Here is a 12,709-nt window from a genome sequence, read left to right as displayed (position 1 = left end):
TCCTCTCGACAGCCCGCTCCCCCGCGGCGGCGACGCCCTCGCGTTGCAGCGGGACGCCGCGGCGGCGACCCTGAAGCCTGGACCACTCCGGCGGACGGGACGAGGAGCGTGCGATGGCGGACACCGAGGAACCCCGCGAGAAGGCAGTGGCGCAGGACGGCGTCCCCGTGGAGGCGGTCGCGCCCCAGGACCCCGTCACCGACGGCACGGACCGGGCCCGCCCCGCCTACGGCCAGGCGTTCAAGAGCTCCCTGCGGGAGTTCTCCGAGGACGGCTGCACCGACCTCGCCGCCGCGCTGACCTACTACGCGGTGATGGCGTCCGCGCCCGCGCTGCTGGCCCTGGTGTCACTCCTGGGTTTCGTCGGGGACGCCGAGGCGGCCCTCGACTCGATCACGGCGACGCTCGAGGAGTTCCTCCCCCAGGAGACCCTGGACATCGTGGAGCCGCTGATCTCCAACGCCCTGACCTCCACCGGCGCCGGCCTCGCGCTCGTCGTCGGCCTGGCGCTCGCCCTGTGGTCCGCGTCGGGGTACGTCGGCGCGTTCGGCCGGGCGATGAACGTCGTCTACGAGGTCGCCGAGGGGCGGCCCGTGTGGAAGCTCCGCCCCGTCATGTATGGGATCACGCTCGTGGTGGTGCTGCTCGCCGTCGTCATCGTCGCGAGCCTCGTGCTGTCCGGGCCGATCGTCACCGCGATCGGCGACACCGTCGGGCTCTCCGACGTCGCCCTCACCGTGTGGGGCATCGCGAAGTGGCCCGTGGCGCTGCTGCTCGTCGTGTTCGTCGTCGCCCTGCTCTACCACTTCACCCCGAACGTCAGGCACCCACGGTTCCGGTGGATCAGCGTGGGCGCCGCCGTCGCCATCGGCGTGTGGATCCTCGCCTCGGCCGGCTTCGCGTTCTACGTGACGAGCTTCGGCAGCTACGGGTCCACCTACGGCACCCTGGGCACCGTCATCGTGTTCCTGCTGTGGCTGTGGATCACCAACCTCGCGCTGCTCTTCGGGGCCGAGCTCGACTCCGAGATCGAGCGCAGCCGCGAGCTGCGCGACGGCTACCCGGCCGAGGTGACGCTCCAGCTCCCGCCGCGGGACACGAAGGCGAGCGACAAGAAGGCGGCGAAGCGCCGCGAGGCGGTCGCCGAGGCCCGCGCGCTGCGCGAGTCCGCGGCCCGCGACCGGTCCACGGACACCGGCGAGGGCCGCCCCGAGCCCGGGACGGCCCCCGACGCCTGAGGGCTGCTACGCGGACCGCACCTCCTGCGTGCGGTCCGCCGCTGCGACGCTCGGGTCGACGTGCGGGTGCCGGCGCTCCAGCGCCGACCCCTCGACGTCGACGTTCGGCAGGATCCTGTCGAGCCAGCGCGGCAGCCACCACGCGGCGTCCCCGAGCAGGTGCATGAGCGCCGGGATCACGAACATGCGCACCACGAAGGCGTCGACCAGCACGCCGAACGCGAGGGCGAACCCGATCGAACGGATCATCGCGTCCTCGGCGAAGATGAACCCGCCGAACACCGAGATCATGATGATCGCCGCCGCGGTGACCACGGAGCGGCCGGCCCGGAATCCCTGCGCGACGGCGAGGCGCGCCGGGGCGCCGTGCGCGTACGCCTCCCGCATGCCGGAGCCGAGGAACAGCATGTAGTCCATGGCCAGGCCGAACAGGATGCCCACGAGGATCGTGGGCAGGAAGTTGAGGATCGGCCCCGGGTGGTGGACGCCGAACACGCCCGACAGCCAGCCCCACTGGTAGATCGCCACCACGCCGCCGAGGGCCGCGAAGTACGACAGGACGAACCCGAGGGTCGCGATCACCGGCACGAGGATCGACCGGAACACCACGACGAGGATGAGCAGCGACAGGCCGATGACCACGCCGAGGTAGAGCGGGAGCGCGTCGGACAGCTTCTGCGAGATGTCGATGTTGCCGGACGCCGCGCCCGCGACGCCGATCTCGACCTCGCCGGAGACGGTCGCACCGTCCGTCCCCCGTCGACCGACGCCGTGTCGATCGTCACCGGGGACAGGCCGCGCAGCGTGTGCACGAGCTGCTCCGTCGACGCGCTCGTCGGCCCCTCCGCGGGAACCACCTGGAACGCCATGACGGTGCCGTCGTCCGACGTCCCGGCGGGAGCGACGGCGACGACGTCGTCCAGCGCGGCGAGCCGGTCGGCGATCGCGAGCTGCGTGGCGACCTCGTCGTCCTCGGTGACCGCCTGCGGCAGGTCCGCGACCACGAGCAGCGGGCCGTTGACGCCCGGCCCGAACTCGTCGGCGACCGTCGTGTACGCCGCGTACGACGTGGAGTCCTCCGGCGCAGACGACCCGTCGGGGAGGTTGGTCCGCAGGTCCAGCGCCGGGATCGCGACGACACCGAGGAGCGCGACGCCGAGCACCACGCGGCCCACGGCCACGAGCGTCCGCATCGGCTTCACCGGCTTCGACGACGGCGCGGAGGCGTGCTTCGCGTCGTGCGCGGCGTGGTCGCCGCCGGCGGCCGCGGCCGGCTCGAGCCGGGCCCGCTCCTTGCGGCTGAGGATCCGCAGGCCGATGGCCGACAGCAGGGCGGGCGTGAGGGTCACCGAGACCAGCACGGCGACGGCGACGGAGGCCGCGCCGACGGTGCCCATGAGGCCGAGGAACGGGATGCCGGTGACGTTCAGCGCGAGCAGCGCGATGACAACCGTCGCCCCGGCGAACACCACGGCGTTGCCCGACGTGCCGGTGGCGAGGGCCACGGACTCGCGGACCTCGTAGCCCTCCTTGAGCTGGTGGCGGTGCCGGTTGACGATGAACAGGGCGTAGTCGATGCCCACGGCGAGGCCGAGCATCAGGCCGAGCACCGGCGTCACGGACGACATCTGCACGACGCCGGAGAACGCGAGCGCGCCCAGGGCGGCGATGCCGACGCCGATCAGCGCGGTGAGCAGCGGGAGGCCCGCGCCGATGAAGGTGCCGAGCATGACGACCAGCACGATCGCCGCCACGACGAGGCCGACGACCTCGCCCGGCCCGACGATGGAGGGGGTCTCCTGGGAGATGTCGGAGCCGAAGTCGACGTGCACCCCGTCGACGTCCGCGACCCCGTCCTCGATCGCGCCGATGGCGGCGTCCTTCGTCTCCTGGGAGATGTCCATCTGGTCGTCGGTGAACATCACCGTGGACACGGCGGTCGAGCCGTCGTCGGACACGAGCGTGATCCCCGACGCGAGGTCGAGCAACGCCTGGCCCTGCTGGAGGTGGGCGGCCTGCTCGTCGAGCTCGGCCTCGTTGTCGTCGAGCGTCGTGGCGTTCTCGTCGAGGGTCTCCTGCTGCCCGTCGAGCTCCGCCAGGCCGGCGTCGATCTGCTCCTGCTGCGCGTCGAGCTGCGGTGCGGCGACCTCGGCCTGGCCGGCGGCCTCGGCCTGCTCACGGGCGCCGTCGAGCTGCTCCTGCCCCGCCTCGAGATCGGCCCGCGCGTCGTCGAGCTGCTGCTGACCGTCCGCGAGCTGTTCCCGGCCGTCCGCGATCTGCTCCCGCCCGTCCGCGATCTGCTGCTCGCCGTCGCCGAGCCGGGCGGCCTGCTCCGCGCGCTCGGCCTCGCTGTCGAACGGGTCGACGACGTCCTCGACGCCGTCGACGTCCTTCACGTCGGCGAGCACGCCGCCGAGGGCCTCCTGCTGGTCGGCGGTGAGCTCGGAGCCGTCGTCCGTGCTCAGCACCACGGTGCCGGTGCCGCCGGCGGCCGCGGGCATCTCCTCGGCGAGCCGGTCCGTGACCTGCTGCGTCGCGGTGCCGGGGATGGAGAAGCTGTCGGACAGGGTGCCCGCGCCGACGGCGTACCCGACGCCGGCGATCGCCAGGATCGCGATCCATGCGGCGACGACGGTCTTGACGCGTCGGGACGCGAAGCGTCCGAGGCGGTAGAGGAGCTCAGCCATGGTGTCCTTCGGGTGGGGTGGCGGCGATGGCCAGGGAGGAGGCGAGATGGGCGAGGAGGTCGGCCCAGACGCGGCGGGCCGCGGCGTCCGCGGCCCCTCCGGTGCGGGCGTACCAGTGGCGGTGCAGCACGACGAGGCTGCTCATGGTCTGGGCGACCAGCAGGTCGACGTCGACGGGGGCGATGCCGGGGTGCCGGCGGGCGAGGTCGGCGGCGACGTCCTCGCTCACGTCCGACAGCGCCCGCAGCAGGAGCATCGCCTGGTGCGGCGGGACGACCGCGGCGTCGACGGAGGACCCCGCCAGCCCGAGGCCGCGGGTGAGCGAGGCCATCGGCGCCACGAGGTCGGCGCGGCGCAGCGCGCCCACCAGGTCGGCCAGGACGGCGGCGCGCCGGGCGTCGTCGCCGTCCTCGGGCGCCGGGCGCGGTTCGACGGCGAGCAGCGCGTCGCCCACCGTGGCGAACGCGTCGGCGCCCACCGCGGCCACGACGTCGTCCAGCGACGGGAAGTGGTTGAACACGGTGCGGCGCGAGACGCCGGCACGCGCCGCGAGCCCGTCGACGGAGAAGCCGACGCCGCCGGTCTCGTCCATGAGGCTGCTCGCGGCGTCCACGATCGCGCGACGCGTGCGGGCCTTGAGCTCGGCGCGGCGGTCGCCGCGCGGCTCCGCGGGGAGCTCCGACGGGATGGGTGGCACCTCGCGACACTAGGCGGCTCGTTGCACTCAGTGCAACGAGCCGCCTGGTGACGTCGGTCTCAGCGCCCCGAGGGCGTCAGGCCTCGTCGCGCCGGCGCAGGTGCACGAGCACCCCGCCCAGCGCTGTCAGCAGGACCGCCAGCCCGAGCAGCGGGAGCACGAACGCTCCCGTGCGCGGCAGCGGGTCGGTGCCCGGCTGTACCGGCGGAGCCGGCGGGGTCGACGGGTCCGGCGGGACCGGCTGGGCCTCGAACATGTTCGTCACCGTGATCTCGGCGGGATCCCCCGCGGCGACCGTCACCACACCCGGGTCACCTCCGTCGATCACCGACACCGCCGACCCGTTCGCGCCGCCGTCGTCGGTCTCGGTGACGACGCACTCCGCGCCGACCGGCAGCCCGTCGTAGGTGACCGTCTGCCCGCCGCTGATCTCGCGCGCCGCTCCGCCGGGGATCTCGATGCCCGCACCCTGGAACGTGCACTCCACGGTCACCTCGAACGGCCCCACGTCATACGGGTCACCCTCGAAGTCGACCACCTTCTCCACCGCGACCGACCCGGCGTCGAACGTGTTGGTCACGGTGACGACCGCCGGGTCGGCGTCGGCCGTGGGCACCACGACCTGGCCGGGGTCTCCGTCCTCGACGTTGGTGGAGATCGTCATCTCCGCGGCGCCCGCGGCGTCCGTCTCCGTGACGACGCACTCCGCGCCGATCGGCAGGCCGTCGTACGTGGCCGGCTCGTCCGGCGTCACCGTGCGCGTGGCACCGTCCGGGACCGCGATGTCCTGGCCCTCGAACGTGCAGGCCAGCGACACCTCGAACGACGCCGTGACGAACTCCGCCGCATCACCGTCCACGACCTTGTCGACCTGGATCGACCCGGTGTCGTAGGTGTTGGTCACCGTGACCTCGACCGGGTCCTGGATCGTGGCGTCGCCCTCGATCGGCACCGGGTCCGGGTCGACGGCCGTCGACGTCGCGCCGCCGTCCTCCGTCTCCGTGACGGTGCACGAGTCCCCGTCCTGCAGCCCGAAGTAGACCGCGGGCACGCCGGGCCCGAACCGCCGGTCCGCCCCGCCGAGGATCGCCTCGACCGGGGCACCCTGGTTGTCCGTGCACTCCAGGGTGACCGCGTACGGCAGCTCGTCGTACGCCTCGCCCACCTGGGCCAGGTAGTCCGAGACCTCGTTGATGAGTGCGTCGATCTCGTCGGGGTCGGTGGGCAGCGGGTCCGGGATCTCCGGGAGCGACGGCAGCTCGGGCATGTTCGGGGCGAAGTCCGCACCGTCGCCGTCGACCACCTTCTGCACCACCAGCGGGGCGGTGTCGAACGTGTTGGTCACGTCCACCGTGACGGTGGTCGGCGAGCCGTCCTCCTGCGCCGGCGGGACGACGATGCCGTTCACCTCGGTGCCGGGCACCGGGTCGCCGCCGTCGACGGAGATGGTGGTGGACGACGCCCCGAAGTCGTCGGTCTCGGCGAGCGCGCACTCGGCGCCGACGGGCAGGCCTTCGTACGTGACGGTCGAGCCGCCGTCGATCTCGCGCTCCGCCCCGCCCGGGATGGCGATGTCCACGGGGTTGCCGTTCTCGTCCTCCCCGTAGGTGCACAGGATCTCGACGACGAACGGCCCCGGCCCGTAGAGCGCACCGAGCCCGGCGAGGTCCTTGTTCACCTCGATCGAGCCGACGTCGAACGTGTTGGTGATGACCACCTCGGCGGTCTCGCCGGCACCGACCGTCACCGTGTCCGGGACGACGACCGAGCCGGTGGCGCCGGCCTCGTCAGTCTCGGTGATGGTGCACTCGGACCCTGCGGGCAGGTTGGCGATCTCCGCGTCGAGCGGCCCGGCGCCGCCCAGCACGACCGTGCTGTCGTAGACCGTCTGGGCTCCGGTGCCGTCGCCGTCGTCGAACGTGCACACCACGTCGATGTCGAACGGCCCGGCGCCGTAGGCGTCCGCTCCCTCGCCGTCGACCACCTTCTGCAGGTCGATGGCGCCGACGTCGTAGGTGTTCGTCAGCGTGACCGCGTTACGAGGAAGGCTGACGATGTCGCCCACCAGGGTGAGGTCCGCCGACGTTCCCTCGGTCACCTCCGGCTCCTGCAGGCCGTTCTGCACGGTGATCGTCGTGGAGGACGCGTTGCCCGCCCCCGTCTCCGTCACCGTGCACTCGGCGCCGACCGGCAGACCGGTGAACTCGACCGAGTCGCCGTCGTTCAGCTCGAACGTCATCGGCTCGTCCGGTCCGTAGCCCTCGGCGTAGACGTCCTCGCCCAAGAACGTGCACTCCACGGTGCCGTCGAACGGCCCGAACACGACGGGGCTGCCGTCCTGATCCACGGCGTCGCTGACGACCTCCTTGTCGATGACGATGCTCGCCAGGTCGTAGACGTTCGTCGCCGTAATCGTCGCCGGGTCCTCCAGCGTGTCCACCGTCTCGGTGTCGATCGTCACCGTCTCCGGCACGACGACGAGCGCGGTCTGACCCTGCGACCCGTCCTCGGTGAGCGTGCACTCCGCGCCATACGGCAGGTTCGGCACAGTCACGGGAGACCCGGGCGTGACTGTGATGGGTATCGGGTCGAGCTCCGTCTCCACCCACGTCCCGACGGCCGAGGTGCACTCGACGACGAGGTCGAACGAGTCGGGCGCGTTCCCGGCCCCCTCGCCCGTGACCACCTTGTTCACCTCGAGCGGGCCCGCCGCCGTCGCGACGCCGACCTTCACACCCTCGGCGCGCAACGAGTTGATCTCGTCACCGCTCTGGGTCACCACGACGCCGGACGCCGCGGCCGAGTTGAAGGCGATCGACCGGTCGCCCGCCTCCGGGACCTCGGCCGGAGTGGTCGTCGTCGCCTCCAGCGCGATGAAGCTGCCCGGCTGGAACAGGTTGTCCGGCGCCATCTCGATCACGGTCTTGATCGCGGTGATCTGCTCGTAGGTCTCCTCCGCGGTGTCAGCCGTGAGCTCGGCCCAGCCGGTCTCGGGGTCGTCCGGGCAGGTGGGCTCGTTGACGGGATCCACCAGGTCGTCGGGGCAGTACTCGTCGACGGTCGTGTAGTAGAACGTCGTCGTGCTGCCGGGCGGCGCGTTGACGACCTGCGGCGGCGGGTCGTTCGTGAGGATCGGCGTCCACTGCGACCCGCGCTCCGACGTGCTGGTCGGGTCGGACGAGGTGTCGCCGGGGGTCGGCAGACGGTCGTAGAGCACCACCTTGTCCATGGGAAGGTTGCCCACGTTGTCCACCCGGACCCGCCACGTCTCGTTCTGCCCTGGCGGGATGATCGGCGTGCAGGGGTAGGCGTAGAACCCGAACGCGTTCGGCTGGCAGTCCTCCGGCGTGACGCTCCCCGGCTGGTCGGGATCGACCATGATGCCGAGCGGGTACTCGTCGTTCGTCGCCTTGACAAGCTTCGACTCGGCGAGCACGCCCGACGGGACGGGCGTCACGTCGGAGTCTGCCTCGCATGCTCCGGTGTCCTCGTTCAGGCGTCCGTCGATGGTGCTCCCGTCCTCGCCGGACTGGGCCTGGCAGACGTCCCACGGCCGGTCGCCGGTGACCCCGGCGGTGTTCTCGACCACCGTGTTCGCGGCCAAGGTCGTGCGGAACTGCACCTGCACGGTGATCGTGTAGACCTGCCCCACCTCGAGCACGGTGCCCTCGGGGAAGGTGAAGGTCAGGCCCGCGATGTTGCCGGTCTGGTCCACGGCCACGTTCGCAGGGTCGGTGGGCATCTGCGGCCCGTTGGGCTGGCCGACCGGCGGCGTGCCGGGCTCCGTGAGCGTGTAGCTGAACGGCTCGTCGACGTCGGCCAGCGTCAGCTGCGGCCCGTCGTCGTCGGTGGGCATCGGGTCGTCGGCGATGACCGGGTCGTAGATCGGCCGGTTCCCGACGTTCGTCACCGTGATGTTCATGGGGAACGCCGTGTTCGGCGGCTTGGTGCCGCCTGTGATGTCGGTGTCGAAGTCCTTGACGATCTTCACGCCGTTCTCGGTGTGCTCGTAGATGATCGTCCCGGACGCCTCGGCGTCGCTGGACACCGGGATCGGGTTGTCCGGGTCGGCCGGGTTGAACACCAGGTCCGCGCCCGTGACCGTGGCGGTCACGTCGTTGGTGGCGACGCCTGGCGCGTCCTCACCCGGCGCCGGGTCGTTCTGCTCCAGGTCGCTCGGCACCGGGGTGGTCGGGTCGGAGCGCAGCGTGTCGCGCACCTGCACCTCGAGGTTCACCGCCTGCGTCGGGTTGGCGGGGTTCTCCCAGATCGCACCGTCGGCGCGGGTGAACGTGAACCGCAGGCCGACGACGTCGGCCGCGTCCACCCCCGCGGGGAGCGCGAACGCGCCGGCCGGTTCGCCGTCGGTCCACGTGCCACCGGTGAAGGTGTCGCTCGCCTCGTCGTAGGTGCCGCCCGTGTAGGCGTCCACCTGGACCTGGTCGATCGGCGCGGTGAGGGACGAGCCGTCGAACCCGATCAGGTCGTACTGGTTCCAGAAGCTGCCGTCCACGTCGGTGAGGGTCATCTCGACCGCTCGCGAGGGGCCCGTCGGCTGGCCCGTGATCGTCAGGATCGACGTCGGGTTCTCCTCGGCGTCCGTGCCGGGCTCGACGATCGTGCCCGGGCTGAACGACTTCGTCTCCTCCATCGTGATCTCGGCGTCCCGCAGCTCCATCTCGGCGGTGTCCCAGGCCTGCGGCGTCTGGGCGGTCGTGCCGCCCGGGTCCGAGACCTCGGCGCCGGCACTGTTCGGCACCGGGTTGGGGTCGTGGTCCACCGTGATGCGTTCCTCGGTGTACCGGTCGAACTCGCGCAGCTTGAGCTGCATCTCCAGGACGCCCTCGTTGTTGCCGGACTCGGTGGACGCGATGCGTCCGTCGAAGGTGACCTCCACCCCGACGACGTCCTCGAGCTGCACGGCGGTGAGCGCCTCGGCCTCGGCCTCGGTGTAGTCGGTGGCCGTGCCGTCGACCGTCGTCAGCGTCACCGTCGTCGTCTCGGTGCCGTCCGGCGGAACGACGTCGACGATGTCCGTCAGCGTGAACGCGTCGAACGGGTTGGTACCGGCGGCGACCTGCGGCTCGACCACGAGGTCGTCGTTGGCGTACGACGGCTCGGCGAGGCGCAGCTGGTCCACCCGGGCCACGGAGTTGTTCGAACCGGTGATGGTGGCGACCGTCGTCGGGAAGTCCTCGTACGGGGTGCCCTCCGGCGGGACCGACAGCGGGCCACCGGTCCAGTCCTTGGTGATCCCGACGTTGATGGGCTGGTCGAGGATCAGCACGTCATCGGCGTCGGTGTCCGTGCGGTCCGTCCCCTGGAACGTCGCGGTCCCTCGGGCGGTGTCGGTGACGAGGCCCGGGTCGTCGGGGTTGTTGTAGATCTCGCCCTGCTGCTCGCCCAGCGCCGGTCCGCCGCTGCGGCGGTCGTCGCGGAGCTGGAACGTGAAGTCGACGTGACGCCCGTCCGCCTGCGTCGACCGGGCCACACCGGATCCTGCGGCCGGCACCGTCGGGTCGGTGGGGAACGCCGCCCGTCCCGGCGACTCGGTGTACGTCAGGCGAGCCGACGTCGCGGTCGCCTGCTCGTCGGCCGTCAGCGTGTAGCCCGGGAAGGTCCCGTCGCACGCCTCCGGGCACGGGTCGCCCGAGGCCTCCACCCAGGCGCCGTTGATGAACAGCTCGACGCTCTCGACCTGGTCGTACTGGAGCAGCGGGTCGTCGACGGAGATCGCGACCAGGTTGAAGGCGTCGTAGAACGAACCGGCGATGGCGGGATCGGCCGCCGCGACCGGGTCCGCGATGTCGCTGATCACCATCGGGTCCACACCCTCGAACCCGTTGGTCGACCAGGTGATCTGCGCCGTGATCTCGTCCTGCGTACGGGCGCGCAGGGTGTACGGCTCCCCGCTCTGCCCCTCCGGGGCGAGGAACGTCTTGTCGATGAAGTCGAGGTCACCCGGGCCCACCGGCACGGGGAACGGGTCCACGGTGTCGCAACCCTCGGCCGGGTCGGTCGGGGCGACAGCCTCGTTCGACGCGCTCGACGCGCCGCAGTTGGCGATCGGCTCCTCACGGTCCTCCGGACCGACGTACGTGGCGACGAAGTTCGGGGCGAAGCTCTCGCCGGGCGGGATGCCCTCGCCCGTCGTGTCGTCGTAGACGAACTGCACGCCCTGGGCGTCGTCCGGCAGGTCGCAGTTCACCGTCGCGGCACCCTCGACCGGGCTGCCGCAGTCGGGCGCCTCGACCCACGCGGACCCGTTCCAGTAGTTGATCGTCAGCTCGGTCCCGGCGGGCACGTCGGTGGACCGCACCGACGACGCGGTGAAGTTGCCCCAGAACTCCCCCGGGGCGCCGGTGTCCGTCGGGTCCTGGATGACGACCTGGTCCGCGTTCGTGGTGGACCCGTCCTCGCCGAACGGCAGGAGCTGGGTCGGGAGACCGACGACGACCGTCTGGCCCGGCAGCGCCGGGATCGTGGACGGCGAGATGGACTTGGTCGTCTCCGTGGCGAGCCGGTCGGTGAGCGTCTCGAGCGTCGCGTCCGCGGTCTCCGAGTCGTTCGGGATGGTGGCCGTGATCTCGTTCGGGTGCAGGACGTTGTCCTCGGCCTGGTCCGGGTCGGTGTCCGCGGTGAACGGGATGGTCGCCTCGGCACCGGTGACGATGTTCCCCGTGTACTCGATCGAGAACCCGACGACGACGCAGCCGGCGGGCGGGTCCGGCAGCGTGTCCTCGGCCTCCGCGGGGATCGGGTCGGTCGTCGTCCCGTCGGCGCACGTGAAGGTGACGCTCGCGGCGTCGGCGTCGTTCGGCCACACCACGCCGGCCCCGGCTCCGTCGGTGCCCCAGCCGGTGAAGGTCAGCGGGTCGTCGCCCTCGAACGGGCTCGGCGTGCCCTCGGACGGCTCGGTGATCGTCATCGACGTCGTCGGGTCGCCGTCGTTCGTCGCGCCGAGGGTGACGGTCGTCGGGGACCCGGCGCTCACCACGGCCGGGTCGAACGACTTGGTCGGCGTGACGGCGTTGTTCGGCGGCGTGATGACGTACGTGTCGCTCGCGTCCGTCGGCGTGGACTCGTCGTCGCCGTGGACCACGTTCGACGACGTCGTGTTCGTCAGCGTGAGGGGGTCGGTGAGCTCGGTGACGGCGTCGGTGTGCTCGACGTCGAACGGGATCGACGCCGTCGCGCCGATCGCGATGTCACCGTCGAACTCGACGGTGAAGCCCTCGACCTCGCAGTCGGCGGGCGGGTCGGGCAGGGTGTCGGCCGTGGTGCTGGTCTCCGTCGGGGTGGACCCATCGGCGCAGGTGAACGTCACGTCCGCCGACGTCGCGCCCTCGGGCCAGCTGACGGCCCCCCAGCCCGTGAAGCCGAGATAGGTGAACGGGTTCGGGTCGGTGCCCGCCGTCGGCTCGACGATGACCAGGGAGTCCACCGGGTCGTTGGACGTGTTCGTACCGCCGAGGGTCACCGTCGCCGGGGTACCGGGACTCGCGATCGCGCCCTCGGGGTCGATCGACTTGGTGGTCTCGGAGTCGAGCACCAGCGGGACCTCGGGGACGATGTCATCGCTCGCCGATGCGGGGTCGGCGTTGTCCGAGTCCACCGTCGCGGTGTTGGTGATCGGCACGCCGTCCTGGCTGTACGGGATGTCGTCGGCGATCTGAGCCGTGATGAGGATCTGGGACTGCTGCCCGTTGTTCACGCTGTCGGCCGTGTAGGTCACCGTGTCGGTGTCCGTGTCGGCGTCGATCTGCGGGTTGACGGTGCCGGCCCCGGCGCTCTGGATCGACGCGCTGACGAGCTCGACGTTCTCCGGCAGCGGGTCCGTCATGGTGGTCGGCGCGCACGGGTCCTGGTTCGGATCGGAGCAGGAGATGGTCACGACCCACGTGACGGTCTGGCCGGGCTGGTACGGCCCCGTGCTGGTCTCGGCCTTCCCGATGGCCCAGGAAGCCGCCGAGGCCGACGTCGCGGGCACCGCGACCAGCGGCAGGGCGAGCGCGAACGCGCCCAGCACCGACCAGCCGCGCCGGAACCGGCCACCGACCCCACCCACCCCGGACGACCTGCGGTGG

At 71.8% G+C, this 12,709-nt stretch carries 5 protein-coding genes; 1 reads left to right on the top strand and 4 read right to left on the bottom strand.

Annotation, left to right across the window (positions count from 1 at the left end):
* Window positions 1-113 precede the first annotated feature (113 nt).
* Window positions 114-1,238, top strand: a complete 1,125-nt coding sequence (locus tag I598_RS13725; protein WP_083973318.1) for a YihY/virulence factor BrkB family protein — start codon at window positions 114-116, stop codon at window positions 1,236-1,238.
* Between the two features lie 6 nt (window positions 1,239-1,244).
* Here I598_RS13725 and I598_RS18385 read toward each other — a convergent pair whose 3' ends face one another.
* The 4 genes from I598_RS18385 to I598_RS13710 all read right to left on the bottom strand — a co-directional run bounded on the left by I598_RS18385 (window position 1,245) and on the right by I598_RS13710 (window position 12,690).
* Window positions 1,245-1,910 carry an MMPL family transporter gene (locus I598_RS18385; protein WP_418268514.1) on the bottom strand — a complete coding sequence of 222 codons (666 nt, stop codon included), beginning with the start codon at window positions 1,908-1,910 and terminating at the stop codon, window positions 1,245-1,247.
* The gene (locus tag I598_RS13720; RefSeq protein WP_418268497.1) at window positions 1,817-3,925 is read right to left on the bottom strand and encodes an MMPL family transporter; all 2,109 of its coding nucleotides are present in this window, start codon (window positions 3,923-3,925) and stop codon (window positions 1,817-1,819) included. The genes I598_RS18385 and I598_RS13720 overlap by 94 nt, the downstream gene beginning before the upstream one ends.
* Window positions 3,918-4,622, bottom strand: a complete 705-nt coding sequence (locus I598_RS13715; RefSeq protein WP_083973316.1) for a TetR/AcrR family transcriptional regulator — start codon at window positions 4,620-4,622, stop codon at window positions 3,918-3,920. Before I598_RS13715 ends, I598_RS13720 begins: the two co-directional genes overlap by 8 nt.
* Before the next feature lie 76 nt (window positions 4,623-4,698).
* Complete coding sequence (locus I598_RS13710; RefSeq protein WP_068203436.1) at window positions 4,699-12,690, bottom strand: DUF5979 domain-containing protein; 7,992 nt, start codon at window positions 12,688-12,690, stop codon at window positions 4,699-4,701.
* Between the last annotated feature and the right edge of the window lie 19 nt (window positions 12,691-12,709).

This window comes from Isoptericola dokdonensis DS-3, assembly GCF_001636295.1.
Classification (GTDB): Bacteria; Actinomycetota; Actinomycetes; order Actinomycetales; family Cellulomonadaceae; genus Isoptericola; species Isoptericola dokdonensis.
The sequence above is the reverse complement of the archived record's forward strand: the minus strand, read 5'-3'. Positions and strand labels throughout refer to the sequence as shown.

Bases quoted from the DNA above. Each gene is read 5' to 3' on its own strand.
- I598_RS13725 (WP_083973318.1), top strand. From the start codon at position 114: ATGGCGGACACCGAGGAACCCCGCGAGAAGGCAGTGGCGCAGGACGGC.
- I598_RS13720 (WP_418268497.1), bottom strand. From the start codon at position 3,925: ATGGCTGAGCTCCTCTACCGCCTCGGACGCTTCGCGTCCCGACGCGTC.